At 62.3% G+C, this 26,042-nt stretch carries 24 protein-coding genes; 8 read left to right on the forward strand and 16 right to left on the reverse strand.

The annotated features are described in order from the left end of the window. Nucleotides 1-17: 17 nt before the first annotated feature. Together MD273_RS12060 and MD273_RS12065 are read right to left on the reverse strand one after the other, a co-directional pair. Nucleotides 18-1,016 (reverse strand): ABC transporter permease, encoded by a 999-nt coding sequence (locus MD273_RS12060; RefSeq protein WP_239038040.1) that lies wholly within the window; start codon nucleotides 1,014-1,016, stop codon nucleotides 18-20. A 23-nt stretch (nucleotides 1,017-1,039) separates the two neighbouring features. Beyond that, nucleotides 1,040-2,380, reverse strand: a complete 1,341-nt coding sequence (locus tag MD273_RS12065; RefSeq protein ID WP_239038480.1) for a CmpA/NrtA family ABC transporter substrate-binding protein — start codon at nucleotides 2,378-2,380, stop codon at nucleotides 1,040-1,042. A 548-nt stretch (nucleotides 2,381-2,928) separates the two neighbouring features. On the opposite strand from MD273_RS12065, the gene MD273_RS12070 reads away from it, so the two are divergent. Then, nucleotides 2,929-5,598, forward strand: a complete 2,670-nt coding sequence (locus MD273_RS12070; RefSeq protein WP_353050311.1) for a nitrate reductase — start codon at nucleotides 2,929-2,931, stop codon at nucleotides 5,596-5,598. A gap of 7 nt (nucleotides 5,599-5,605) precedes the next feature. Here the strand turns inward: MD273_RS12070 and MD273_RS12075 are convergent, their stop codons facing one another. The 8 genes from MD273_RS12075 to MD273_RS12110 form a co-directional block, all read right to left on the reverse strand. Then, complete coding sequence (locus MD273_RS12075) at nucleotides 5,606-6,304, reverse strand: hypothetical protein (RefSeq protein ID WP_239038041.1); 699 nt, start codon at nucleotides 6,302-6,304, stop codon at nucleotides 5,606-5,608. A 98-nt stretch (nucleotides 6,305-6,402) separates the two neighbouring features. Continuing rightward, complete coding sequence (locus MD273_RS12080) at nucleotides 6,403-6,921, reverse strand: Hcp family type VI secretion system effector (RefSeq protein WP_239038042.1); 519 nt, start codon at nucleotides 6,919-6,921, stop codon at nucleotides 6,403-6,405. Between the two features lie 200 nt (nucleotides 6,922-7,121). Beyond that, entirely contained in the window at nucleotides 7,122-8,870 is a 1,749-nt protein-coding gene (locus MD273_RS12085; protein WP_239038043.1) for a bifunctional protein-serine/threonine kinase/phosphatase, read from the reverse strand. A 3-nt stretch (nucleotides 8,871-8,873) separates the two neighbouring features. After that, nucleotides 8,874-9,728 (reverse strand): formate/nitrite transporter family protein, encoded by an 855-nt coding sequence (locus MD273_RS12090; RefSeq protein WP_239038044.1) that lies wholly within the window; start codon nucleotides 9,726-9,728, stop codon nucleotides 8,874-8,876. Between the two features lie 309 nt (nucleotides 9,729-10,037). Further along, nucleotides 10,038-10,757 (reverse strand): energy transducer TonB, encoded by a 720-nt coding sequence (locus MD273_RS12095; protein WP_239038045.1) that lies wholly within the window; start codon nucleotides 10,755-10,757, stop codon nucleotides 10,038-10,040. After that, nucleotides 10,754-11,164, reverse strand: coding sequence for an ExbD/TolR family protein (locus MD273_RS12100; RefSeq protein WP_239038046.1), 411 nt, complete (start codon nucleotides 11,162-11,164; stop codon nucleotides 10,754-10,756). Before MD273_RS12100 ends, MD273_RS12095 begins: the two co-directional genes overlap by 4 nt. Continuing rightward, nucleotides 11,161-11,556, reverse strand: a complete 396-nt coding sequence (locus MD273_RS12105) for an ExbD/TolR family protein (RefSeq protein ID WP_239038047.1) — start codon at nucleotides 11,554-11,556, stop codon at nucleotides 11,161-11,163. The genes MD273_RS12100 and MD273_RS12105 overlap by 4 nt, the downstream gene beginning before the upstream one ends. Further along, nucleotides 11,543-12,343 (reverse strand): MotA/TolQ/ExbB proton channel family protein, encoded by an 801-nt coding sequence (locus MD273_RS12110; protein ID WP_239038048.1) that lies wholly within the window; start codon nucleotides 12,341-12,343, stop codon nucleotides 11,543-11,545. Before MD273_RS12110 ends, MD273_RS12105 begins: the two co-directional genes overlap by 14 nt. Before the next feature lie 197 nt (nucleotides 12,344-12,540). Here MD273_RS12110 and MD273_RS12115 point away from each other — a divergent pair, with 197 nt between their 5' ends. Further along, nucleotides 12,541-14,505, forward strand: coding sequence for a sensor domain-containing diguanylate cyclase (locus tag MD273_RS12115; RefSeq protein ID WP_353050312.1), 1,965 nt, complete (start codon nucleotides 12,541-12,543; stop codon nucleotides 14,503-14,505). Here MD273_RS12115 and MD273_RS12120 read toward each other — a convergent pair. Next, nucleotides 14,502-15,278 (reverse strand): sulfite exporter TauE/SafE family protein, encoded by a 777-nt coding sequence (locus MD273_RS12120; protein WP_239038049.1) that lies wholly within the window; start codon nucleotides 15,276-15,278, stop codon nucleotides 14,502-14,504. The genes MD273_RS12115 and MD273_RS12120 overlap by 4 nt on opposite strands. Further along, nucleotides 15,269-16,396 (reverse strand): lysozyme family protein, encoded by a 1,128-nt coding sequence (locus MD273_RS12125; protein WP_239038050.1) that lies wholly within the window; start codon nucleotides 16,394-16,396, stop codon nucleotides 15,269-15,271. The genes MD273_RS12120 and MD273_RS12125 overlap by 10 nt, the downstream gene beginning before the upstream one ends. Before the next feature lie 52 nt (nucleotides 16,397-16,448). On the opposite strand from MD273_RS12125, the gene MD273_RS12130 reads away from it, so the two are divergent. Together MD273_RS12130 and MD273_RS12135 are read left to right on the forward strand one after the other, a co-directional pair. Then, nucleotides 16,449-17,936, forward strand: coding sequence for an amidase (locus MD273_RS12130; RefSeq protein ID WP_239038051.1), 1,488 nt, complete (start codon nucleotides 16,449-16,451; stop codon nucleotides 17,934-17,936). Between the two features lie 123 nt (nucleotides 17,937-18,059). Beyond that, a complete protein-coding gene (locus tag MD273_RS12135; RefSeq protein WP_239038052.1) occupies nucleotides 18,060-18,668 on the forward strand; it encodes a hypothetical protein in 609 nt (202 codons plus the stop codon). Nucleotides 18,669-18,711: 43 nt separating this feature from the next. On the opposite strand, the gene MD273_RS12140 is transcribed toward MD273_RS12135, so the two are convergent. From MD273_RS12140 to MD273_RS12155, 4 genes are all read right to left on the reverse strand, one after another. Then, nucleotides 18,712-19,821 carry a HupE/UreJ family protein gene (locus MD273_RS12140; RefSeq protein ID WP_239038053.1) on the reverse strand — a complete coding sequence of 370 codons (1,110 nt, stop codon included), beginning with the start codon at nucleotides 19,819-19,821 and terminating at the stop codon, nucleotides 18,712-18,714. Next, the gene (locus MD273_RS12145; RefSeq protein WP_239038054.1) at nucleotides 19,821-20,855 is read right to left on the reverse strand and encodes a tetratricopeptide repeat protein; all 1,035 of its coding nucleotides are present in this window, start codon (nucleotides 20,853-20,855) and stop codon (nucleotides 19,821-19,823) included. The genes MD273_RS12140 and MD273_RS12145 overlap by 1 nt, the downstream gene beginning before the upstream one ends. 166 nt (nucleotides 20,856-21,021) lie before the next feature. Beyond that, complete coding sequence (locus tag MD273_RS12150; RefSeq protein WP_239038055.1) at nucleotides 21,022-21,252, reverse strand: hypothetical protein; 231 nt, start codon at nucleotides 21,250-21,252, stop codon at nucleotides 21,022-21,024. Between the two features lie 12 nt (nucleotides 21,253-21,264). Next, nucleotides 21,265-22,749: a DUF4331 domain-containing protein gene (locus MD273_RS12155; protein ID WP_239038056.1), complete on the reverse strand. Its 1,485-nt coding sequence runs from the start codon at nucleotides 22,747-22,749 to the stop codon at nucleotides 21,265-21,267. A 167-nt stretch (nucleotides 22,750-22,916) separates the two neighbouring features. Here MD273_RS12155 and MD273_RS12160 point away from each other — a divergent pair, with 167 nt between their 5' ends. The 4 genes from MD273_RS12160 to MD273_RS12175 all read left to right on the forward strand — a co-directional run bounded on the left by MD273_RS12160 (nucleotide 22,917) and on the right by MD273_RS12175 (nucleotide 25,982). Next, entirely contained in the window at nucleotides 22,917-23,474 is a 558-nt protein-coding gene (locus MD273_RS12160; RefSeq protein WP_239038057.1) for a sigma-70 family RNA polymerase sigma factor, read from the forward strand. After that, entirely contained in the window at nucleotides 23,471-24,166 is a 696-nt protein-coding gene (locus MD273_RS12165; protein WP_239038058.1) for an anti-sigma factor, read from the forward strand. The genes MD273_RS12160 and MD273_RS12165 overlap by 4 nt, the downstream gene beginning before the upstream one ends. 143 nt (nucleotides 24,167-24,309) lie before the next feature. After that, nucleotides 24,310-25,317, forward strand: a complete 1,008-nt coding sequence (locus tag MD273_RS12170) for a methionine ABC transporter ATP-binding protein (protein WP_239038059.1) — start codon at nucleotides 24,310-24,312, stop codon at nucleotides 25,315-25,317. Further along, nucleotides 25,317-25,982, forward strand: a complete 666-nt coding sequence (locus MD273_RS12175) for a methionine ABC transporter permease (protein WP_239038060.1) — start codon at nucleotides 25,317-25,319, stop codon at nucleotides 25,980-25,982. Before MD273_RS12170 ends, MD273_RS12175 begins: the two co-directional genes overlap by 1 nt. The last annotated feature ends 60 nt before the right edge of the window (nucleotides 25,983-26,042 follow it).

The following is a 26,042-nucleotide window of genomic DNA, read 5'->3' on the forward strand; positions in this document are numbered from 1 at the left end:
TAATCTCCAGGGTAGTTTTACTGGTTCCAGGCGACTTTCTTCTGGATCAGCAGCATGATCCGGTCGAGCAGAAAGCCGATAAAGCCGATGGTCAGTACCGCCACCATGATCCGGCTCAGGGATTGACTGCTGCCGTTCTGGAACTCGTCCCACACGAATTTTCCGAGTCCCGGGCTCTGGGCAAGCATCTCCGCAGCAATCAGGACCATCCAGGCGATCCCCAGCGAGACGCGAAGGCCGGTGAAGATCATCGGTACCGATGAGGGCAGTACCACCTTGCGGACATGGGTCCAGAAAGACAGGCGCAGCACCCGCGAGACGTTCACGAGGTCGGGATTGACGGCCGCCACGCCCACGCTGGTATTGATCAGCGTGGGCCAGAGACTGCACAGGGTGACTGTGATCATCGAGGTCAGGAACGATTTTTCGAACATCGGATCGTCACTGACATAGGTGGCGGAAACCACCATGGTCACCAGGGGCAGCCAGGCCAGCGGCGATACCGGTTTGAAAATCTGGATCAGCGGATTGACCGCCGCCTGGAAATACCGGTTCAGGCCGAACACGATGCCCAACGGCACGGCAATAATGGTGGCCAGGATAAATCCGGCCAACACGGTTCCGAGGCTGGTCACGATCTGGTCGAGGAACGTCGGAGCACCCGGATAGGGCCTGATTTTGACCTCGGCGTCCGGATTGTCCGCCAGGATCCGCTCGTTGCGCGCTTCCTGCATGGCAATGAACTTGTCTGCCTTTTCCCGCTGAGCGGCGTGCTCCTGCCAGAGCTGTCCGCCCTGCTCCCAGACCTGAGCCGGCCCCGGAAAACTGCCCAGCGAGGTGTTCACCTGGGGTGCAGCGAGGTGCCAGAATCCCAGGAAGAGCAGGATGCCGATCATCGGCAGCAAGAGCTGCCGTCCTGTGGCTATCAGGGCTGGACCGCTGAACCGCTCTGCCAGGGCTTTCAGCCATGCCGGTGTCGACGGCGTGGCGGGTTTGGATGTGGTCAGGGTAGTCATCGTTTCCTCCTCGGATCTTCGGCTCAGGGGGTATCCGAGCCTTTCAGACCGATCTCAAAGCTGTCGATATAAGCGTTGGGCTGGCGGGGCGTGAAGGGGACGCCGTCGATCAGCTTGCCTTGTTCGGGCCGCGCGAAGTTCTCCTGACTGAAGTCCGGGAAATCGGATGCCTGCATCAGGCCCTCGTCGATGAGGGATTGTGCCGCCTTGGCGTAAATGTCGCCGCGGTAAACCTTCGCCGCCGTCTTCATATACCAGTCATCGGACTTGGCCTCCGGAATCTGGCCCCAGCGTCGCATCTGGCTCAGATACCAGATGGCATCAGAGGGGTACGGGTAGGTCGCGTGGTAGCGGAAGAACACGTTGAAGTCCGGTACCTTGCGCACATCGCCTTTCTCGTACTCGAAGGTGCCGGTCATGGAGTTGGCAATCACCTCGGCATCAGCGCCGACATAACTTGGCTGGGCCAACAGTTCCACGGCAGCCTCACGGTTGGCGTTGTTGTTCTCATCCAGCCAGTGCGCGGCGCGGATCAGGGCCCGCAGCAGACGCAGATGGGTATTCGGATTCTGCTCCGCCCAGCTTTCGGTCACGCCGAAGACCTTCTCCGGGTTGTTGGGCCAGATCTCGTAGTCGGTAATGACCGGAACCCCGATGCCCTTGAAAACAGCCTGCTGGTTCCAGGGCTCGCCCACGCAGTAACCCTGGATGGTGCCGGCTTCCATGGTGGCGGGCATTTGCGGCGGCGGCGTCACGGACAGGTGCACGTCGGCCTTGAGAGTACCGCTGGTGTCCCCCCGCTGGGGGGCATAGAAGCCAGGGTTCAGCCCGCCGGCGGCGAGCCAGTAACGAAGCTCGTAGTTGTGGGTGGAGACCGGGAACACCATGCCCATACGGAACCGCTCGCCCTTGGCGAGAGACGCCTCGACCACAGGCTTCAGGGCGCCGGCGCTGATCGGGTGTACCGGCTGGCCGTCCTCGCTGGGGATCTGCGGTCGCATCTGTTCCCAGACATCGTTGGAGACGGTAATGCCATTGCCGTTCAGGTCCATGCTGAAGGCGGTAATGATGTTGGCCTGGGTGCCATAGCCGATGGTGGCCCCCAGGGGCTGACCGGCCAGCATGTGGGCACCGTCCAGCTCTCCGGTGATGACCCGGTCCAGCAGCACCTTCCAGTTGGCCTGGGCTTCCAGTTCTACGAACAGCCCCTCATCCATGAAGAAGCCCTGTTCCCAGGCGACCGCCAGGGGGGCCATGTCGGTGAGCTTGATGAAGCCCAGTTTCAGGTCCGGTTTTTCCGCCGGCCCGATGTCGGCCCGGGCAGCACTGGCGCCAGCCAGCAGGGCGACCAGGATGGCCGCCATAAGAAGCAGGAACAGGTCCCGGGTGATGTGCACTAGTGGAGTCTTCATAATTGCTTGCCTCGCCACTTTCCTTTAACGCAAAAAAAAGCGCCCGCCTCCCTTTTTCGGGAAGCAGGCGCCGATGCCTGATGTAGATCGTCAAATTTGAGAGATGTTCAGTTCGGGTGTTGCACAGCCCGTGCCAGTTTAGGAAATCGATTCAAAACATAAGGTTGGCGCGTTGGCTTGCGCTGGCAGGGTTCGTCAACCCGTGCTGGCGCGATTCGTTTTAGTGCGCGTTGGCGAGAATTTGCACCAATGTGTGCCCCTCGCTTGAGCGCCCGGAAGCGGTTTTTGCCGCCTGTTTGCGAGCACGAGTCCGACGAGGGCCCTGTAAGGCCTGATTTTGCCCGGGTTTCATGGATGGGCGGATTGACTGGCCCTTTATTTGCAGCATTCCCGTTATTGTTGACAGAAAACTGATTGCAGGCGACGAAGCCCGCCGGTCCGAACCTCCAGCAGGTGTACGGACCGGCGGGCTTTTTTGTCCCATGAAAAGAGGAACCGCTGTGAAATCCACACCTGACACGATCGCGGTCGACACCACCTGCCCGTACTGTGGCGTCGGCTGCGGTGTGAAAGCCCGTCCTGCCATGGTGGAGGGCGATTCGTCTCATCCCGCCAATTCCGGCCGCTTGTGTGTAAAGGGGGCGGCGTTACACGAAACCCTGGTGCCTGCGGGCAGGTTGCTGGCCCCCCGGGTTAAGGGCCGGGAGGTCGACTGGACAGGGGCCGCGGGTGCCGTGGCCGGTGCGATTCGGGACGCGGTTGACAGGTACGGCCCCGGCTCGGTCGGATTTTATCTGTCTGGCCAGTTGCTGACCGAGGACTATTACATCGCCAACAAGCTGGCTAAGGGCTTTATCGGGACACCCCACGTGGATACCAACTCCCGGCTTTGCATGTCCTCGGCGGTGGCGGCCCATAAGAGGGCCTTCGGGGAGGACTGTGTGCCCGGGTGTTATGAAGACCTGGAGCTGGCGGATTTGTTGGTACTCACCGGAAGTAACGCCGCCTGGGCGCACCCGGTGCTGTATCAGCGGATGAAAGCCGCCGCCCGTGCCGGCCGCAAGGTCGTGGTGATTGACCCGAGGAAAACGGCGACGACCGAACTGGCGGACCTTCACCTGGCCCTGAAACCGGGCACCGACACCATCCTGTTCAACGGCTTGCTGGCCTGGCTGGCCGACCAGGACAGGCTCGACCGCGACTATCTCGACAACCACTGCCGGGGATTTGAGGAAGCACTGGCCAGCGCCCGCAGGGCCGGGCCCTCCGTCGCGATGGTCGCACGACAATGCGACCTTGCGCCCGCCGATGTGGAATGCTTTTTCCGCTGGTTTGCCGAAACACCGCGAACGGTGACCGCGTTCTCCCAGGGCATCAACCAGTCTGTGGCCGGGACCGACAAGGGCAACAGCATCATCAACTGCCACCTCGCCACGGGCCGCGTGGGGCTGCCCGGTGCCGGTCCTTTTTCCCTGACCGGGCAACCGAATGCCATGGGCGGCCGGGAAGTTGGCGGCCTGGCCAACACCCTGGCTTGTCACCTGGACTACGACAGTCCGGGCGCCCGGGAGTTGGTGGCCGGTTTCTGGGGCACGGACCGACTTCCTGAACAACCGGGCCTGAAGGCGGTCGATCTGTTCGATGCCGTTTACCGGGGGGAGATCCGGGTCCTGTGGATCATGGGGACCAATCCCGCCGTCAGCTTGCCCCAAAGTGACCGGATCGGGGAGGCGCTGGCCCGATGCCCGACGGTGATCGTCTCTGATTGCGTGGCCGATACCGACACCACCGCCTTCGCCGACATCCTGCTGCCTGCGGCGGGATGGGGTGAAAAGGACGGCACGGTGACCAATTCCGAGCGGCGGATTTCCCGGCAGCGCAAATTCCTGCCGTTGCCGGGGGACGTGCGCCCGGATTGGTGGATCATGTCCGAGGTTGCCGGTGCGTTGGGCCACGGTCCGGCCTTCCGGTACGAGACGCCGTTGGATATCTTTCGGGAACACGCCGCGCTCTCCGGTATCGCGGGGCGATGCTTCAATATCGCACCAATGGCGTCCCTGGGCCCGGAGCAGTATGACCAGTTGACGCCCATTCAGTGGCCCGTGGTTGCCCGGGCTGACGGCCGCGTGCAGGGGACCCGGCGCCTGTTTTCCGATGGCCGGTTTGCCACCCCCGATGGCAAGGCCCGTCTGGTGGCTGTTGAAACGGTGGCGCCAGTCCAGTCGCCGACAGACGACTATCCCCTGATCGTCAACACCGGCCGGGTGAGGGACCAGTGGCACACGATGACACGCACTGCCCTGACCCCGAAGTTATTGGCCCACCGGACGGAACCCTTTATCGAGCTGCACCCGGAGGAAGCCGGGCGCCGGGGAGTCGAGGCCGGTGATCTCGGCATTCTTTCCGGACCGGACGGCGGCGAGTACATGGGACGGATCCGGGTAACCCCGGAAATGCGCAGTGGTGAGGTTTTCATCCCGATCCACTGGAACCGGCGCTTCACCCCGATGGGTCTGGCCAGCAGTCTGATCCGTCCGGTAACGGATCCGGTTTCGGGACAACCGGAGAGCAAGCATGGTACTGCCCGGTTGCGACGGCTGAAAACCCGTTGGCATGCACGTCTCATGCGTCGCAGTGAGGTGCCCGGGTGGTCTGACTTGCCCGGCCAGTACCGGGTGCGCCAACCGCTGGCCAACAGCCAGCTCTGGTCACTTGCCGGTGGCGGCGAGGTGAGGTGGGCGACCGAGGTGGAAGATTTGCTGGGCGGACCGCCGCAACTGTTGATGGCGGATCCCGCGGAGGGACGCTTCCGGGCGGCCCGCCTGTGTGAGGGTCGCCTTGAAGGGGTCCTAATGGTGGACTCCGACGGAGCCAACCTTCCGGATAGTGCATGGCTGGACACCGTGTTCGCCCTGGCAGAGCTCGACGAACCGGTACGACGTTCCTTGCTGGCCGGTCGCGCACTCGACAGCGACGATGCCGGCGCCCTGGTTTGCAGCTGTTTTCAGGTGGGCGAAAACCAGATCTGTCAGGCCATTGCCGAGGGTGTGGGTGATGTCGAGACGCTGGGACGTAAACTCCGGTGCGGGACCAACTGTGGCTCCTGTCTGCCGGAACTGAAGGCCCTGTTGGCGGAGGTTCAGCAGAGCCGACCCGTGGCAGAGGTCTAGTCTGCCATTAGTTGCTTTTACGCAACATGGACAGAGGCACCCGATAGCGGCTGCCCCGCGACGGCCCTTTGGTCTGCACCGTACAGGTCTTGCGGTTGACCCGGATAATCTGGCCATGGTGCTGGCGGACACCTTCGCCGAAACTGACCGAATCGCCCACCTGCCAGTTTCTCGCCAGAATACGGCTGTCCGGCACTGCAAACGGGGCGCTCGGAAGATCCAGGCCCCGAGAATCCGCCTCCCGGGCCAGAAAGTCGCGGGTGGCTTTCGCGCCACCATCCTCATGCAACTGATCGAGAATGTCGTAGAAATGGCGGTTATGGACCGAACCATAGGCGCGCTTGCCGGCGCTGTACTGAACCAGATGCGCGAATTCGTGGCAGCAGGTGTGGGCGAGGAGGTTGAGAGGGCTCAGCTCACCCCGGAAATAACCGCGCCCCTGAATTTCCCGGGTGGACAGCCAGCCTTCGGCAGTCTCTGGCCGTTGTTTGGCCGCAATCATCCTCAGGCCGTAGTTGATCAGGTGCACCTTTTTCCCGGAGTCGTAGCGATGGTACGTCGCTTGCCCCGACCCCACCCGGCAGTGCAAGGCAACGCCAGTGGCTCGCTTACCCAGCCATTCTCCGGCCGGCTGCCAGAGAATTTCCCGGGTGGCCTGGCACATGAGTTGGCCGATCTGATGCAGGGGAGTTGAGGAGTCGCGCATGATGAACCTGTTATTCAGGTAATCATGGTAACGGGGGGCGGCAGGTAGCACAAACGAAAACGGCTGGCGCTTCAGCCAGCCGTTTCCGGGCGCCGGGATCAGGCCTCGATCGGCGAACGCCAGTCGTCCGCGCCGGAGGTGCCGGCCACGGCATGTTCCCAGGTCACCTTCCGGTAGGCCAGGGACACTTCCACCAGCTGGGTGAATTCGGCCTTGGCCGGATCCTGGCAGTGGGGCATGTTGCAGTCGATGTTGATGACCGTGGCATCCTCAAGGATGGTGGAGAAGAAGTGCTCCTGCTTGCCTTCCACGGAGGTGCGGTACCATTTGAGCTCCACCTTGGGCAGCATTTCACCGGATGCCAGGGCGTTGTACATCAGCGGCGTGGCCTTGTTCAGGGCGGCGGTGAAACGGAAGGGTTTGTGCACGCGCTGGCCCGATGGCTGACCGGACTGCGGATCGGTCGGTACCGTAACCACATGACTGAATTCCTGAACCAGGACTTCGTCCTCGTGGCCTTCAACGTAGATATTGCCGACGGAATCGGAGGTGAACGCTCCGGCGGTGATGTTGCCCTGGGTCTGGCCTTCGATACTGATATAACAGGGGGTTGGCATGAGTCTGCTCCATGACTGTCTGATGAATGTGTGTCCCCGGGTGTTTCCCTGGACAGTACGGAGTTAACAAACACTGTGCCAGACTTATAATTCCAAATTAGAACAATGGCCTATGATTATTTTGGCCGGATCGATTGGTGCCCGTGGGCAAGATTGCACCCGACCCGCGGGCGAGACGTTGCCGCTGGGCAGGATTTTGCTCACTGCCCGGGGAGGATGAGCGCCGCGACCAGTCCCGCCAGCAAGAGTGCCGAGATACCTTGCCAGAATGCCACCGGATGCCGCTCGATCAGCGGTACGGAACGGCCTCCCTGCCAGTCATCGGCGGGATGCCTCAGGTCGAATAGCCAGTGCGATAACGCCCGGTAACGGCGGTGGGGTTCAATCGCGACCGCGCGCGCAATGGTCCGGTCCACCCATGCCGGCACGTCGTTACGGAAGCCCGTGATCGGGCGGTACTGCAGGCGCCGCTGCTGGGCGAGCGTGCGGGTCTTCGGAATCTCTGCTCCGTAGGGCAGTTGACCCGTGAGCAACTGGTAGGTGATCACACCCAGCGCAAACTGGTCGCTCTGCCAGGTCCCGGGATCCCCCAGGAAACATTCCGGAGCGCTGTACAGGGCGGCACCCCGGGGCCAGTCGGCCTCGGGTTCTGCCCACAGTTCCTGGAGCCCGGCAACCCGGGTGGCCCCGAAGTCGATCAGGGTAACCGCGCCATGGGCATCCACCAGGATGTTTTCGGGTTTCAGGTCCCGGTGCACCATCTCCAGCCGGTGGAACGCGCGCACGGCGACGGCAATCTGCTCCACGAGGGCCCGCACGGTTTCCAGTTCCGGGCGAGGGTTATCGAGCATCCATTGTCGAAGACTCTGACCGGGAACGTAGACCAGGGGAAGATAACCGCAGGAACGGACCCGATCGATGGCGAAGGGGCGGACCACGTGGGGGCTGTCTATCCGCCGGGCAATCCATTCCTCGCTCTGGAACTGCGCGAGGTAGTCCGGATTCGACCGCTGCTCCAGTGAGGGGCACTTGAGGACAACCTCCACGCCCGAAGTGTCATCCACAGCCAGGTAAACGTGGCTCCGGCTGCTGGCGTGCAGCTGCCGGATGATGCGGAATCCGTCGAGCACCTGCCCTGGCCGCAATTCCGGCACAAATGGCAGATCCCGCCATTGCGGTTGCAGTTCCTCCCGTTGGCGGACCAGCGGTAACGCTTCAACACGGACCAGTTGGACAGTCAGGTTGTCCCGGCTACCACGGGCCAGCGCGAGATCCACCAGGGCCCGGGCCGCGCCATCGAGGTCGTCCCCGTGGTCGCGCACCACGTTGGCAAGGTCCCGGTCGCCAAGGTGGTCGTGGACGCCGTCGGTGGAGAGCATGAAGGTATCGCCGGGCGCCAGTGGCAACCGGAGATAGTCGATATCGACGTGGTGATCCAGGCCGAGGGCTCGGGTCAGGTAACCCTCCCCGGAGGACAGGGACAGCTGGTGATCCGTGGTGAGCTGTTCCGCACGATCGCCTGTGAGCCGGTAAATACGGCTATCCCCCACGTGGAACAGGTGGGCGGTGGCGGACTTCAGGATCAGCGTGCTGAACGTACAGACATAGCCGCGATCCAGATCATAGCGGAAACGGCTCTGGCGGGTTTGTGCATGCAACCAGGCATTGCTGGCCCGGATGACCCGGCCCGCGGACTGCCGGGTGCTCCAGGTGTCGGGGGTGGAGTAATAGTCGCTCAGGAAACCGGTGACGGCGGCGGCACTGGCCTCCTGGCTGACGGTACTGCTGCTGATGCCGTCGGCGATGGCCAGAGCAATACCTTTGGTGACCAGCTGATGGTTCCTGGGCCGGTACAAACCATGGAAATCCTGGTTGACCGGCTTTCGGCCCGTTGAAGAATGCTGACCGGCCGCGATACGCAGGCCGGTCTTTGAGCAGGCCGTCGCCATTGATCAGGCACGGCTGGAGGACATGGCCGCACTGTCCATGGCGGCAGGTGCAACCTGGCGCTTCGGAGCCGTGCGTACGTGGGTGACATACAGGGTCAGCCCGGTGAAGGCCAGACCGCCTACGAGGTTGCCCAGTGCGGTCGGAATCTCGTTCCAGAGGAAGTAGTCGGCGATAGAGAAGCCACCACCCATCAGCATGGCGGAGGGGAACAGGAACATGTTGACGACCGAGTGCTCGAAGCCCATGAAGAAGAACAGCATGATCGGCATCCACATCGCCAGGAATTTGCCGCTGACACTGGTGGAGATCATGGCGCCGACCACGCCCATGGACACCATCCAGTTGCACAGCATGCCGCGGATGAAGATCGTCACCCATCCGGCCAGGCCGAATTCCGCATAACCCAGGGTCCGGGACTCACCAACGCTGGCCAGCTTCTGACCGATGGCTCCCGGCTCCGTGTTGAAGCCGTAGGTGAAGATAAACGCCATCAAGAAGGCAACGGTGAGTGCGCCGGCAAAATTGCCGAGGAAGACCCAGCCCCAGTTGCGAAGGATGGCTTTGACGGTCACACCGGGGCGCTTGTCCAGCAAAGCCAGAGGCGTCAGCATGAAAACGCCGGTCAGCAGGTCGAAGCCCATCAGGTACAACATGATGAAACCCACCGGGAACAGCAGGGCACCAATCAGGAAAACGCCGGTCTGGACGGCTACGGTGACTGCGAAGGCGGCTGCCAGAGCCAGGATAGCTCCGGCCATGAAAGCGCGAATGAGTGTATCCCGGGTGGACATATAGATCTTGGATTCACCGGCATCGACCATCTTGGTGGCGAATTCCGAAGGCACGATATAAGACATAATGCTTCCCTCTGAACGAAAAAAAACGGCGCTCCCGTTGACCGGTAGAACCGGAAACAGGAAGACGCCGTCGTCTGAATAATTCTGTCGCTGTGGGCGGGGCCGCCAGTGGCCTCGCCTGGGAGAGAAATAGCAGGGTTCGTGCCAGATCCCGGTTTTTACCGGAAAGAAACGGGTTTTCAACAGGTTGAAAAAAGAACGCCGATGACAGGCGCGGTGCATTGCCAGGAGTGTGGGCGATGTTCCTGCACCTCAAGCGTGCAGGCACCAGCGATTTTGCAACATGCCGAGGCGGGCTTTGCGCCGGAATCAGCGCAGCCGGAACCGGACCGGCAACGCGTAGTGGAAGCTCTGTCCCCGCATCCGCTCCGGAACCTCGGGCAGAGGCGCAGCGCGCGCCAGCATCTGCAGTGCGGCGTCATCGAGCAACTCATGCCCGGAAGAATCCCTCAGCTCATGGCGGATCAGACTGCCATCGCGTCGGAATTCGAACACGATCACCGGCGTGCCCTCCTGTCCCAGCCGGCGGGCCCGTCTGGGGTAATCGTAGAATCGTGCGAGGTGACGGCTGAGTCGGGAAAGGTAGTTGTCCACCTCTGATGAAGATCCGGCGTTCTGCAACGCTACCGGTTGTTGCTGGCTTGGGCTTGTGACCGGCGATTTCGCTTTCACCACCTGGTTTACCTCGGGGGCAGGCTCAGGTTGGGGTTCCGGGTCCGGGACAACCGGGCTACGCTCCGCTTCAGGCTCAGGCTCAGGCTCAGGCTCAGGCTCAGGCTCAGGCTCAGGCTCGGGCTTGGGCTGAACTTCGGGTTCCGGCGTCGGCTCCGGGGGAGTTGCGGGTTCTTCAGGCTCCGGCCGCGGGCCGGCAAGGCTGATGCGAATGGCCGGCGCGGGGTTGATGGCCTCCTCACCGAGGGGTTTGAGGTTGAGGGGCGTCTGCGGCGCTGCCCATACCAGGACTCCCGAGGTCAGCAGTATGGCGATGATCAGCAGGCCTGCTTTCGGAAGGGGGCGAATTGGATTCATGAGTCCGGCTCCGTCAGGAGCAGGACATCTTTGTAACCACCCCCCTCCAACACCCGGAACAGGCGTTCGAGCTCATCCATGGTGACGGACTCGTCCGCCGCCACACGCAGTGGCTGTCCGGTGCCCGGTTGCGGGAGGCTTGCCAGCAGGCTGTCCTCGTCCAGGATCCTGCCCCCTGCAAGCCAGTGGCCAGTGCCCGTGACTTGCAGGTCCGCCTCCGGTGCCTGTTCCTGACCGCTGGCGGCTGTACCCGGCAAATCGGGTAACGGCTCATTGGCCAGCTGACCGGCGACGATGAAAAACATCAACAGGAGAAAAACCAGATTGATGAGCGGCAACAGGGCGTCTTCCACCCGCTCCAGCAGGGACTTTCCGGACGTGGCCGGAGGCGGAACCAGATGGGTCATGGCTGTTTCGGTTCTGTCCGTTTCCAGTGGGTGGTAACGCCCTGCTGGTCGAGCAGGCTGAGGATCCGGGTGAAGCTGGAGAGCTGTGTGTTCCCCTCTGTGCTCAGATTGACCTCGCCGATACCTTGCCGGTCCAGTGCGGCTGCCAGTTCATCCGGTCTGAGGGTCTGCTCTTTCCACCGAACATTGCCGCCACTGAGGATCGTCAGCGCAGGCAGGGGGTCCCCACTCGCGCCGTTGCGGTCGCTGGTGTCGTTGGCGAGTTCCAGCGCACCGACCGGCAACAGCCGGCTGGTGAGCATGAAGAAAACCAGCAGGATGAACACCACATCGATCAACGGCGTGATCCGGATCGGAATGGGCCGACCGGGTCTTGGCTCAACCAGTTGCATGAGCGAATCGCTGCTTTCCGGTAAAGCCGTAGTGCCTGGTTTCCTCAGGGGGCCAGTCATTTCCGCCCTCGTCAGGCTGGCCGGATTGCGGAGGCCGGTGCGGTTCACCTGTGGCGCCTTCCGCGATGTTCAGCACGGTCACCAGTGTGCTGTTGATGGTCTTGTGAATCCGGCGCAGGCGGAATTCGATCCAGGCGGCCAGGGCGGCAAAGGGAATCGCGACCACCAGGCCCGCAGCGGTGGTGGTGAGGGCTTCGTAGATACCTCCACTGAGTTGCGCGGCATTGGCACGGCCCTCGGTGGCAGCCATCGCGCTGAATGCTTCCATCATGCCCATGACGGTGCCCAGCAGGCCCAGCAGGGGGGCCAGGGCGGCAATCACTTCAATGATTTTCAGCGGTGCTTCGAACGGTTCCAGGGCGTGCTGGGCATCCCGGGCTGCGGTTTCCCTGATTTGTTGTCCGTCGAGCCGCTTTTTGCAGGCTTCGATCGTGTCTGCAACCAGATGAAACAGCGGGTTCTTCCGGTCACGGAATCCGGCCTTTTGACGAAGGTGTAAAGGATCAACGGCGTTGGGGTCGTCCCCCCAGCGGTTAAGCGTTTGCTTGAGGTCTCGGTTCAACCTCGGGGCGTACAAGGCCCCGGACAGCATCAGATAGAAAAACGTTACCACCCCCACGACGGCGAGGGCGAGCAACACCACCATGACCGGGCCGCCCATATCAACCAGTTGCGCTATCGGGCCATGCAGGAACGGGAAGCTGGCCAAATCAGCCGGATCGGACATCGGAATTCCCTCGGTGTCAAAGTTGGATCTAAATAATAACGATTATCAGTAAAATTTCAAATCTGTTAAATCTTGTCGATTGGCCTGGGAGGGTCTTTTGCAGGAGGTTTCAGGCTCGCTAAACTGGCCATTGAATCCTTTGTACGCGAGGGGAAGTCAATCGCACCCTTGGTAAACGACTACGGAGTTGGCCTGTCGTGCTGATCCAGCGGTGGTTCGGAAGTCTGGTAAACCGGGCGGTGGCTCTGGTCGCCAGTGTTGCTTTGGTGATTGCGCTGATCGTCGCCGGCGCCGGCTCCCTGCTGAGCCGGGCCGAGCTGGAGCAACAGGCCATAAACCAGGTGGCGACCATTGCCGAACTGGTGGCGGTGGAGCTGGACGTCAAACTCGGCCAGCGGCTGAACATCCTCACTGAAGTGGCGGAGAGTCTCACCATGAGTGAGGCGGCGCTTTTGGGCCGCGCCCGGGTACTGGTGCAGCAGCAGGTCGCCCTACACCACCAGTTTGACGGACTGTATCTCATCGATAGCGAGGGGCTGGTGCGGGCGGAATACCCGAAAGCCTACGAGCAGACCGGGTTCGATGTCAGTCACCGGGAATACTTCCAGCGGGTTTCCAGCCGATTGACGCCAGTGATCAGCGAACCCTACGTTTCCAACTACCGGGACAAACCGGCAGTGATGATCGCGGCCCCTGTGTTCAATCACCAGGGGCGGTTTATCGGCGTTCTGGGCGGTGCAATTCTCCTGGAAGGCGATAACTTAATGGAAGAATTCGCCAGCCTCAGCATTGGTCAAACAGGTTACCTGAAGCTCGCCAGCCGTCGCGGCATCATTGTCAGTCATGGTGCTACCGGGGAGGTGATGGTTCCGGTACCTGAGGATAACCCTGCCATGACCGCTGCCCTGAATGGTTTTGAGGGAACGACTCAAGACCGGAGTAGCACGGGGCAGGAGAGCATCATTTCGGTTCGGCAAATGGCCCAGGTGCCCTGGTTCGTGGCAGCGGTCTGGCCGGCGAGGGAGGCTTATGCGCCCATCACCCGAGTCGGGGATATCTCTGTCTGGATTCTTCTTGCGACCTTTTTGATCGTGGTGCCCCTGGCCCTGTGGGGGTTCAGGCGACTGATGGCTCCCCTGCAGACGCTGGGGGTACAGATCGAGGAACGCTATCGGGGGACAAGGCTTAGCCCGGTTGACGTGGCCGGGGGGCGGGAAATTCGCCGGGTTGCGGAGACCTTCAATAACGTCACAGAAAGGCTTTATCACGAGCAAAGGCGGGCGGAAAACATTCTCGGCGTCCTTCGGGAGGGTGTTCTGATGGTCGACGCGGATGGGCTTGTCCGTTTTGCGAATGGGGCGGCCTGCTGGTTTGTCGGGTCAGAAGCCGACTGCATTGACCGAAACCTGTTCGAGATGGTGACGATCAGTGTGGATGGTAAGCCCTGGAGTCGAGAAGATTTCCTCAATGGCGAAGACATCGACAGTCTCGATGCTGTCTTGCGGAACAGTCGGGGCGTCGAGCTGGATGTCGATCTGGCATTGCTGCATCTCCGTAAAGGCCTGCACAACGAACAGCTGGTGTTTGTACTGAGGGATGACACCGAGCGCCGTCGGGAAGAGCAGCGCCTGTCCTGGGAGGCCACCCATGACAGCCTGACCCAGGTCCTGAACCGCCGTGCCTTCACCGCAAATCTGGTCAAGCTGCTGGGAGACGCTGCCCGAGACGAAGTACCCTCGGTGCTTATGCTGATCGACCTTGATCACTTCAAACCGGTGAATGATCAGGGCGGTCATTTGCTCGGCGATGACCTGCTTCGCCAGCTGGCACACCTGCTCCGTGAGTCCGTGCGTCATTCGGATATCGTCGCCAGGCTTGGCGGCGACGAATTCGGAGTGATTCTGCCTTCCTGCGGACTCGAACCCGCTGAGTTACTGGCGGAAAAGATACGGGCTGGCGTCGAGGCGCTGCGCATTGAGCGTGATGGTCGCAGCTTCGGCGTTACCGCATCCATTGGCCTCACCGACCTCACCCCGTGGGACACAGGCCCTCGCGAGGTGGTGGCCCGGGCCGACGAAGGCTGTTATGTGGCCAAGTCACAGGGCCGGAACACCGTGGTCGTGGTGCCCGCACCCCCCGAACCGGCTGAGTCGATGGACTAGACTGGAGCCGACCACCACCCCGCTGTTATTCCTCCCTGCCAGATCAGTCGCAGTGCCAGGGCCGTGAGCATCACGTTGAAGATCAATGTGAACCAGCGGTTGCCCAGGGACCGGAGTACATGCAGCCCGAGCCAGGTCCCGGCAAAGCCGAACGCCACCATGGCGAGAATGAAGATCAGCCAGTCCGCAAAGACAAAGCCGGCAAAGCCGAACACCATGGCTTTGGGCAGGTGCTGCAGGGTCATGGCGGTGGCAAACGTGGCGACTGTCGCGAAACGGTCACGGTGAATCTGTTTGATGAAGGCGGCAACCAGGGGGCCGGTGGCGCCAACGAAAAGGCTGACAAAACTGGTCAGCCCGGAGGCCAGGAATACCCCGGTATGGCCGAGTGCCGCCCTGGGCAAAGCCGGCCCCCAGCACAGATAGAGCACGAACAGCGCAATGGCCAGCTGCCACAGGTGCTCAGGAAGGTTCACCAGCAACCAGGCACCGATGCCGGCGCCGACCGCAACCCCCGGCGCGAAAGCGGCAATGACTTTCCAGTCGATATGCCTCCAGGTCAGTGCCATGCGGCCGGCGTTGGAACCCAGCTGGATCATGCCATGAACCGGGATGATGGCCGTCGGCGGCAGCCAGCCCGCCATCAGAACCAGCAACAGCAAGCCACCGCCGGCACCCAGGCTGGCGGTAATCATTGACGTCAGGATCGAACAGGCCAGCAGGAAAACAGCAATCCCCGGAGCCAGGGATTCCGGAATCAGGGTCAGTTCCATTGGCAGAAGTCCGAGGTCTTGATGCCGGCGCTCCGGCAGAGAGCCTCGGTTGCCAGCTGGACATCGGCCACATAGTAAAGTGAGGCCAGGCCGAGCCGATCCCGGCCAAGGTTGTGGAACACGATGCCAAAGGCGATATCGCCGGCGGTGAAACGTTCCTGGTGCTCGGCAAAATACGCGGCCGGGCGGGCCAGGGTTTCGTCGTCCAGCAGGGCCTGAACGCGGGCCGCACCGCCATGGTAGGCCTGGACCAGCAGAAGGGTGAACAGCCTGTCTTTCTTGTCCTCGGGCAGGTGCCCGAACCGGGATTCGAAAGCCGGCCGCAGATTCCGGGCATTCTGGCTGGACAGCCGAAGAGCGCAGTCAATCTGAGCCAGACGATGCCAGTAGTTGGTTGGCTTCAGGCCGCAGTCAGACAGCGCACTCGGAGAAAGCTGCAGGATGCCCCGGGCATTTGCCGCGGAGTGGGCCCGGGTCTGGCCACCGCTCTCGATCAGCAACTGGCCGGCCAGGTACCGGGGCATGGCAGCTGGAAGTTCCAGTCGGCCCTGCTTCTGGCGGGTGTTGTAAACATACATCAGGGCATCATGCAGGGTACCGGGCTGGTCGTTACTGGCAAAGCTCAGGTCGTCCCATCGACCCCAGAGCCGGTCTGCGGGCAGAGTGCCCAGGTAACGGGCGAGCGCTTCGGGCAAATTGACGTGCGGCTGGTCGCAGGCAAGGGCGAAGGGATAGCCGGTCTGCCCTTCGCTGCCGGCCACCCAGCGATCCACTTCCCCCTCCTCATGCAGGGATTGCCGGGTCGCGTTCAGTTTTTTCTGGGTGCTGGCACTGTCCGGACCGTTGGCGATCCAGCCCAGGAACCGGCCGCGCATATCGAACAGGATATGACGCTTGGCTTCGGAGCAATAGGCGTTCTCGGCAAGCACCCAGCTGCGGATGGTCTGAATGTTCTGGTAGACCCCCTGACTGACCCAGTACGGCGAATCGCGGATAACGCTGGTCCAGCCATCGTTTTCGCTCTCGTCCTGTGACGCAGCTCCGGTTGCTGAAAAGGCCTTCAGGACCAGGATGAAAAACAGCGCAGCCTGGCGTAAGCTTCCGATTTTCCGGTTCATACCTGTAATACCCGTCACCATTCAGATAACACAATAACAAACGGACGTGATCATGAAGCAATCCGAGTATCAGAAACTTGATGCTACCGCTCTCGCCGGCCTGATCGACCGTGGCGAGGTTCGTGCCCGCGAGGTTTGCGAGGCGGCCATAGAGAGGGCAACCCGGGTTAACGGGACCCTCAACGCCATCTGTCATCCCCAGTTCTCGGAAGCTCTCGAGCAGAAGTTTACCGAATCCGCCCCGTTCAGCGGAGTACCCTTCCTGCTCAAGGACCTGGCCCAGGAACAGGCCGGCCATCCGTGCAGCTATGGCAGTCGAGGGCTGAAAAACAACATCGCCCCGGTCGATTCCGAGTTTACCCGACGAGCCGGCCAGGGTGGCCTGGTGTTCCTGGGGCGAACCACGACCCCGGAGTTCGGCCTGAAAGGGGTAACCGAATCGGAACTCTGGGGCCCCAGCCGTAACCCCTGGAACGTCGACCTTACTCCCGGCGGTTCGAGCGGAGGTTCCGGTGCTGCCGTGGCCGCCGGTGTCGTGCCCATGGCGGGTGCCAATGACGGCGGCGGCTCCATTCGCATCCCGGCAGCCTATAACGGGCTGTTCGGCCTCAAGCCGTCCCGGGGGCGCGTTTCCAGTGGTCCATACATGGGAGAAGCCTGGACCGGAGCTTCCACCGACCACGTGGTGACCCGCACCGTGCGCGACAGTGCTGCGATGCTTGATGTGCTGGCCGGACCTGTTCAGGGCGATCCTTTTGCCATCGCGCCTCCGGAGGCATCCTACTCGGAGCTGATGCAGAAATCTCCGGGCCGTCTGCGGATTGGTGTGTTCACCGACTCCCCGTACGACACCGAGGTTGCCCCCGACTGCATCGCGGCAGTGGAAGAGACCGCCCGGACCCTGGAAAGGATGGGCCACATCGTCGAATACGCCAAGCCGGAATTCGATGGCATGGCCCTGGCCCGTTGCTATCTCGGGCTGTATTTCGGCGAGGTTTCCGTCCTCATGGCCCGGGCCCGGGAGCAGATTGGGGCCACCAACCGGGACTTCGAGCTTGATACCCGGCTGATCGATATGCTCGGCCGGACCATGCCGTTGCCGGATTATGTCCAGCGCCGCCAGCAATGGAATGATTTCGCCCGGGCACTGGGGACTTTCTTCGAGCGTTATGACCTCTACCTGTGCCCGACCACGGGCCAGTTGCCGGCCCGCATCGGCGAGCTTGAGACGCCGGCCCACCTCCGGTTTGCCGCGAAGGTGATGCTGGCATTGAGGGCGGGGCGACTGGTGCACCGTTCCGGTCAGGTCGACCAGATGGCCCTGGAAAGCCTGGCACGCACTCCGTTCACCCAGCTGGCTAACCTGACCGGCACCCCGGCCATGTCGGTGCCCCTGCACTGGACGTTGTCAGGGTTGCCGGTCGGGGTTCAGTTCGGGGCGCCTCACGGCGGTGAGGACGTACTGTTCCAGCTGGCCTCACAGCTGGAGGAGGCTTCGCCCTGGTTCAGCCACTATGAACGCCTGGAGGATGCATTCTGAGGGGGTTGTGATCCGGTCTTCTCAACTCCACGTTTATCTTTGTATGTGGAACAGGCTATGCTGTGAGTCAGGAAGGCATGTTCTTCCTGACCCACCAGATGGCATCGAGGAGGCGAGCGTCTTATGAACCAACCGATGGCAATCGACGAACTGGTATCAGTAGCACAGGCCGAGGCCATGGGGGAGCTGGACGCCCCGATGATGGCAATTGTCCTGTCCAGTGAACAAAGCTACGACTTGCCCATTAACTCCCTTGAAACCGATGCCGACAAGGCCCGCTGGGGACTGATTCTCCGTGCTGCACGTGAGCACGTGGAGGCAGACGCTGTCGCGGTGCTCTACCCGGCCTGGACCACCATTCGCCAGAAAAAAACCGAAGAAGGCGAAGCAAACGAGACAACAACCGAAGCCGCCGCGGACGACGATTCAGGCGGCCCCATCGACACCCTGTTTGTTCAGCTCCACACGCGGGACCACGTGTACTGGCGGGGCTTTGAGCAGATCCGGGATCCACGCCACCAGCGCATTATCGGCTTTCGCCGGATCAAGGCGCTGTCCACGGACTACCGGCGGGACGAAGCGCCATCGGTCACCGCCTGGCTGAATACGCTCTTTGAGCCGTTACCGGCCGAGGGTGAGGAAACCGAAGTGGATCGTGAACTGGCGGACCTCCTCGAGGAACCCGAGGTAAGCGCCGCACTTTACCCGCGCCAGATGCGCGCCCTGCACTGAGGCCCGGTGTTGCGGTGGCGGGCAACCGCTGCCGCACTCCCTGTCAGATAGCGGCTGCCCGCTCGGCTGCCCAGACCAGACTTGTGCTCACCACAGCCAGCAGCAGGACCGGCACGACAGCGCGCTGGTAAAGCTGCCAGCGCGAGAGCAGATACAAAACCGGGAAGCCCAGTGCCAGCAGCCCCAGCTGCCCCACCTCGACACCCAGGTTGAATCCGGCCAGCGCCAGGGCCATGTCTGACACACCATTGGTCAGATCCCCCAGTACACTCGCAAAGCCAAAACCGTGTATCAGGCCGAAGGCGAACGCCAGCTTCCAGGTTTTCTGGCCAAGCACGGGCCAGATCACGTTCACTGCCGCGACGGCAATGGACACTGCGATGACGGTCTCGACCCAGGCGATGGGCAGGGTCACCAGGTCCAGGGCCGCCAGTGCCAGCGTGATGGAGTGAGCGACGGTGAAGGCGGTGACGATTCCGGCGAGCCGGAGAATCCGGGCTCTGGCAGTGCCGTTCCCGGTGTCTTTGGCCATCAGGCTGACCGGCAGGACAAGAACCAGCAGGAACAGGATGTGATCCAGTCCGATCAGCAGATGAATCACGCCCTCCACAAGAAACGTGGTGAAGGTCTCCAGTGGTCGGGAGGAGCCGGGGACCAATTGTAACGTGTTCCGGTCCGGGGAGAGCACTGCAAGGGTGGAGCCGGAATCCGAGCTGATCCGGACCAGTCCCCTGTGGAGGCTGTCCCGGTCAAACAGCAGCGAATAGCGGAGCTGTTCGGGATACTCTCCAGCCGGACAGTTGATCCGGTAACGTGCCGCCGCATAGCGACCGTCGCTGTGACGGCTCAGGCCCCACTCCAGACCCTGAAGACGGCAAGCACCGGACCTGGCCAGGACCTCAAACCCGGCTTCCACCGTTCGGGTGATGGCCGCGCGTTGGCTGCGAACCTCCCGGCCCGTGATTTGCCGATCCTGGTTCTGGTCCAGCGGCACCAGCAGGGCAAGGTCCCGCAGGGCCACATCGATCCGCAGTTCACCCGTGCCGGAATCCAGGTAGAGAAAGCTGTCGCTGGCCTTATGGGCCAGGGCGGGGGTGCTCAGGAGCAGGACTGCCAGTAGCAGTAGCCACGGTTTCGTGAGTCCGGGTGCCATTACGAAGCGTCCTCCGGATAGCGGGCATCGGTTTGCCCGTGATGTTTCAGCCACTGGCGCAGAATCGCGAGCGTGTCCGGATTTCCGGCGGCCTGCGCGGCGCGTAACAGCAGCCGGGTATCCAGGGGTTCGCGCTGGGATCGCCAGTTGTCCCGGGCCTGTTCCAGCGCCTGCCCGGGCCGGGCCTCCACATCCAGCAGGAAGCGGGCATAATCGCGCTGATGCAGCAACGCCCCGCGCCATTGGGCTTCGCTGAAGCGCTCCCGGAGTTGTCGGATCAGGGTATCCTGGTCGGGATGATGGCTGCGGAGCATGGCGATGGCGCGAATGACCGCCAGCGAATCCACTCGCTCATGGCCCTCGGTGAGCGCCAGCACCTCCCGATGGTTGCCTTTCTGAAGGTGCCAGTCGGCAAGTTGTGCCCGGGTGTAGAGATCGGAGGGCGAGGCCGACAGCACCTGTTGCCAGTGCTTTTCCGCCACCGTCCAGCCCAGTTGCGCTGCGATGTCTCCGAGGGTTCCCTCTGCCCAGAGCCGGGCCGTCGGGCTCTCGCTATCGGCGTCTGCCAACAACGTCTCGAGTGCCCGATACGCGGCTTCCGGCTCGCCGGTCCTGGCGGTAACCTGGGCGGAGCAACTCGCAGCGATCAAACCCGGATACTGGCGGGTCAGCTGACGGCATTGGTGTGCCGCCTCGGGGTAGCGGCCCTGTACGGTTTCCAGGTTGGCCAGGGTCAGGCGGGCCTGAATCCGGTGCTGGCGGTTGCGGCTGCGCTCCAGCACAACGGCAAGATCCTCCCGCGCCTGCTCGAACCGGTGCAGGCTCTGGTAGAGCGTGGCCCGGAGTACCAGCAGGCGATCATTGAGGGGGGACTCGGGCCATCGCTGGAAAAGCCGTTCGGCGTACCCGAGATAGCGGGGGTCGCCAGTACCGCGTGCCTGCCCGATAAGATCCTGAACCCGATCCGCGAGTTCAGTTGCCGAAGTCGGGAGTTGTTCGGGCACCGGCGGAGCCTCTGGCAGGGTCGCCAGCACCGCGTCGTCCGAAAAATCGCTTTGGATTGGGCTCGTCGCTGCCTGCAAGGGGTGTGGAGACAACAACAGGCCAGCGAGGCCGAGCCCAAACCAAAAAGCCCTGCCCCGAAAGGCAGGGAGGAAGGTCGCCGGACACTGGCCAGGTCGTGTCCGGCTGCCTTTGGTGTTAACGGAAAAGATCGTCATAGGCCTGTGGGTTATTCTGGTCGTTAAAGCTGAAGGCGACCGGGTTGATGGCGACCGGCGCCTTCACGGTGCCGGTGGCGGCAATCTGGGCCTTCACGAAGGTTGTGAAGTCCACAGACGGTTCCGGTCGGCCGTTGCCGGAACTGCCAGAGCAGGCGCTCAGACCGGCTGCCAATAACCCAACGGCGGTTAATCGGAGTAGCGTTCTCATGGCTCGCACCTCTTACTCGTTGGGTGAACCTGCAATCGGTGTTGCCAGGTAAGGGAAGACCTCGTAGTCCGCCGGCAAGGTCGCCGGATCTGCGGCCAGCTGGACGCCGTCGGTGTAGGCAAGTCCGCCATCTGGCGCATCGGCCGGGTCGGCCAGTACACCCATCGCGACTCGCAATGCGATATCGACGGTATCGTCATAAGGCCGACGGCCGTTCGGGAAGCCCGCATTATCGCCACCGAGCACGCCCAGATCGGATTGGGAGTCCAGCGGCGTCGCCGCGATGGCGGGGTTCAGGCGCAGCATTTCGGAAGCGGTCACGCCCACCGGCATATTGACCCCCGGTACCCCGGTCAGGAAGGCCGTAATCAGATCGTTCCGCGGGAAATTATTGGGCGCCTGCACCGGGAACAGAACTTCCAGCAGCTCCGGCAAGGTCGGATGAGTCACATAGGTCAGGAACTGGCCATCATCCCTGGGCTCACTGGCATTGAAACGATCCTTGTCCTTGAGGCCGATCACCACCTCATTCACGAGCGGCATGCCCAGACGGGAAACCTGGGTGTAGGCGCCACCCTCGACGGTTGCCCCCTTGCCGTCCGCAGAAGGCGCAGGATTGAGCACACGGGCCTGACGCACGCTGGCCGTGGTCCAGGCACCGATCACCGGCTGACCGTTCGAGTTCACGGCTGAACCGGTCAGGCAGTCCGTCGGGACTTCCAGCGCCAACGAGGTGACGTTCTTGTCTGCCAGATCACCAGGCCCCTCGCCGTTGCGTGCGCCGAGCGGGTTGGTATTCACGAGGTCAAAGATTTCGCCCAGGTTGACGGCAAACGCCTCTTTGCGCTGGCCGACGAAAACCCTGCCGTTGGTGTTACAGCCCGGGATGTCGATGCCGAACACATGCTGGTTTGCATAGGCTGCATAGTCGGCGAACGACTTCGCGCCGATGTTATCCAGCGGCTTGGCGAAGGTCTCGGTACCGGTGCTCACGTTGGTCGCGGTCTGCACCGTGCCGGTATTCCGGTCACCGGTAACAACCTTCACGCTGTACTCCTGGCGAAGCTGGACATTGGCGTTGTCGGTCGCGTCGCCGATGTTCTTCAGCGGGACAGAGACTATTTCAGTGGCGCCGTCGGGACCCACCGGCAGCTGTATGTCGTTCAGAACGTCCTGGAGCTCAAACCGGAACGTCAGATCCTCTACTGCGTCACCATCGTTATCCACATGGATCTCGTAGATGGCGTCGTCGTCCAGGTCGAAGTAATTCGGGCCGCCGTAGGCATCCTGCAGGGGCAGATAATTGGCAATAAGGGTCACAAATCCTTCACGGCCGGATTCGTAGCTGCGAAACATGTAGAAGTCGGTACCATCGACCTTGGGCACTTCCGTGATGAACGGAGCCTCCCGGTGGCTCGAGGCCTCGCTCAGGCCCGCAGTCAGCACAGCGCTGGCGACAGCAACCGTGAGGCCGGACCGTTTTAGTACGTTGTTCATCCCGTTCTCCTCAGGCAATTATTTTGTGGTGTTGCACTGGGGGTAACGGGCGAGCACACCGGACAGATGCACAACCGAATAAAAAATTCCGGAATGCCCCGGGCGTGCATCCCTCAAGCCGGCTGCCGCGTATTACCCGAAGATAACCAGGATAAAAAGGGGTAGGTATGGCACAGACCGATGCCGATCAGGATCAGCTCATGCGGCTGCTGATGAAGATTGCCCAGCAGGATCGACGGGCCTTCCAGGAACTGTATGAAAGCATCGCAGCGCGCATGTTCGGGCTGTGCCTCAGGCTTGCCGGGCAGCGGGAGCTGGCGGAGGAGGCGCTCCAGGACGCCTTTATCCAGATCTGGCACCGCGCCGGTGAATACCACAGTGACCGGGGCGCACCCCTGAGCTGGATGATGACCATTGCCCGCTACCGGACCCTGGATCTCGTCCGGGCCCGCAAGGCGCGGCAGGCCACCAGCGATGACGATCTGCATGATCTCGACGATGGCCGCGAGGGGCCGCTGGAATTTTCCCTGCGTGAAGCCGGTGCCGAAAAGCTGACCGGTTGCCTCGATGAGTTATCGGACGTTCAGCGTGACAGCATCCTGTTGTCCTATTACCGTGGCTTTACCCATGAAGAGCTGGCCCAGGCCCTGAGCTCTCCCATCGGCACCGTGAAGAGCTGGATCAGGCGCGGGCTGATGGCTTTGAAAAGGTGCCTTGAACAATGAAAAAGACACCGGAACGCATTGAAGCACTGGCGGCGGAATATGTTCTCGGCTCCCTCAGGGGCGCCGCCCGCCGCCGTTTTGAACAGTGGATGATGGAATCGGGCCGGGTGCGTCAGGAAGTCTGGTTCTGGGAAGAAAAGCTCGGAGGTCTGGCCGAGGACGTCCCCGAGAACCAGCCTCCCGCTTCGGTCTGGAAAAACATCGAGCGCAGGCTGTGGGGTGCGGAACAACCCGCTGACAACACGGTTCGCGGCCTCGGCCGCTGGTTCTGGCCGAGCTGGAGCATGTTGGCGACGGCGGCGGTACTGGTTCTGGCGGTTGTGCTGGTCCAGCAGCCCCGCCCGACCGGGGAGCAGCTCTCCGGCGCCATCGTGCAGGCAAACCTGGAAGACCCGCTCTGGCTGGTCAGTGAATCCGGCGCCGAGAACCTGCTGAAACTGCGCTCGGTCGCTGCCAGCGCGGCAGAGGCCGGGAAGGACTACGAGCTGTGGGTGGTGCCGGAGAACGGTCAGCCGCTCTCCCTGGGCGTCATTCCCGCTGGCGGCGTTCACCAGGTCCGGCTGAGTGACGAGGCCCGCGAGGCGCTGTCCCGGAGCCGGACCCTGGCCATCAGTCTGGAGCCCCGGGGTGGTTCGCCGACCGGTGCGCCCACCGGACCGATCCTGCACGTGACCAAGCTTTACTCACTGTAGGCTCGCACCGGCAATTCGGACCGTGGTTATAAGGGCATTTACCCATGCCCTCGCCACGGTTCGTAATTCATTCCCATTCGGGTTTGGTCACTGATTGCGCTATAATCGGCGGCTTTTAACGCTGCACCCACAAGGCGCTGACTGTGATTGTATTTGACCAGGTACAGAAGTCGTATCAGGTAGGTGGCCGGGCGATCCCCGCGCTGCACCCGACCGATATGACCATCGAAACCGGCGAGGTATTCGGCATCGTCGGTCACTCCGGGGCGGGCAAGTCCACCCTGGTGCGTCTGATCAACCTGCTGGAGCCACCCTCCGGCGGCCGCATCCTGATCGACGACGAAGACATCACCGGCTATAACCCGTCCGAGCTCCGGGCCTTCCGCCGCAAGGTGGGCATGATCTTCCAGCACTTTAACCTGCTGTCCTCCAAGACCGTGGCGGACAACATCGCCTTCCCGATGAAGCTGGCCGGCATCTATTCGAAAACCGAGATCCGGGAGCGGGTCGAGGAACTGCTGGCGCGGGTCAGCCTCACCGATCACGCCAACAAGTACCCGTCCCAGCTCTCCGGTGGGCAGAAGCAGCGAGTGGGCATTGCCCGTGCCCTCGCCTGCCGCCCGACCATCCTGCTGTGTGACGAAGCCACCAGCGCCCTGGACCCGCAGACCACCCAGTCGGTCCTGAAACTGCTGGCGGACATCAACCGCGAGCTGGGCCTGACCATCGTACTGATCACCCACGAGATGGACGTGGTGCGCCGCGTTTGCGACCGCGTGGCGGTGATGGACGCCGGCCGTGTGGTGGAAATGGGGCCGGTCAGCGAGGTGTTCCTGCACCCGCAGCATCCCACTACCCGGGATTTTGTATTCGAGAGCGAGAGCATCGACCACGAGGAACTGCAGGAAGACCTGCAGAAAGCCAATGGCCGCATCCTGCGCCTGACCTTCAAGGGCGAGTCCACCTACCAGCCGCTGCTGGGCAGCGTGGCCCGCAAGTCCGGGGTGGATTTCAGCATCCTGTCCGGGCGCATCGACCACATCAAGGATACCCCCTACGGCCAGCTGACCCTGTCCCTGGTCGGCGGTGACCTGAACGTGGCCATGCAGGAATTCGAAGCCGCTGACGTCCATGTGGAGGTGCTGCGCTGATGGAAGCCTTACTGAGTAACGTCGACTGGAGCGAAATCGGCTGGGCCAGCTGGGATACCCTGGTCATGGTGGGCATGTCCCTGCTGTTCAGCGTGCTGATCGGCCTGCCCATCGGGGTGCTGTTGTTCCTGACCGGCAAGCGCCAGCTGCTGGAGCAGCCGGTGGCTTATGCCGTGCTGTCTTTTGTCGTGAACGTGCTGCGATCGGTGCCGTTCATCATCCTTCTGATCGTGATGATTCCGTTCACCGTCATGCTTATCGGCACCTCGCTGGGGGTCGCCGGTGCCATCCCGCCGCTGGTGGCCGGTGGCGCGCCCTTCTTCGCCCGCCTGGTGGAAACCTCGCTGCGGGAAGTGGACCGGGGCATCATCGAAGCCACCCAGGCCATGGGCGCCAACGTGCGCCAGATCATCTTCGGGGCTTTGCTGCCCGAGGCGCTGCCGGGCATCATTGCCGGTATTACGGTGACCGCCATTACCCTGGTGTCGTATGCCGCGATGTCCGGCGTCATCGGTGGCGGCGGCCTGGGTGATTTGGCCATCCGCTTCGGTTATCAGCGATTCCAGACCGACGTGATGGTGATTACTGTGGCCCTGTTGGTGATTTTCGTTCAGGTGCTGCAGATGGTCGGTGACCGTCTGGTTCTGTATTTCAGTCGTAAGTAGCCGTCAGAGTTTGGGGGAGGCCGCCGACGGGCGCTGCCTCCCGAAAAACGCCCGTGAATA

This window comes from Marinobacter sp. C7 (genome assembly GCF_022343555.1).
Classification (GTDB): Bacteria; Pseudomonadota; Gammaproteobacteria; order Pseudomonadales; family Oleiphilaceae; genus Marinobacter.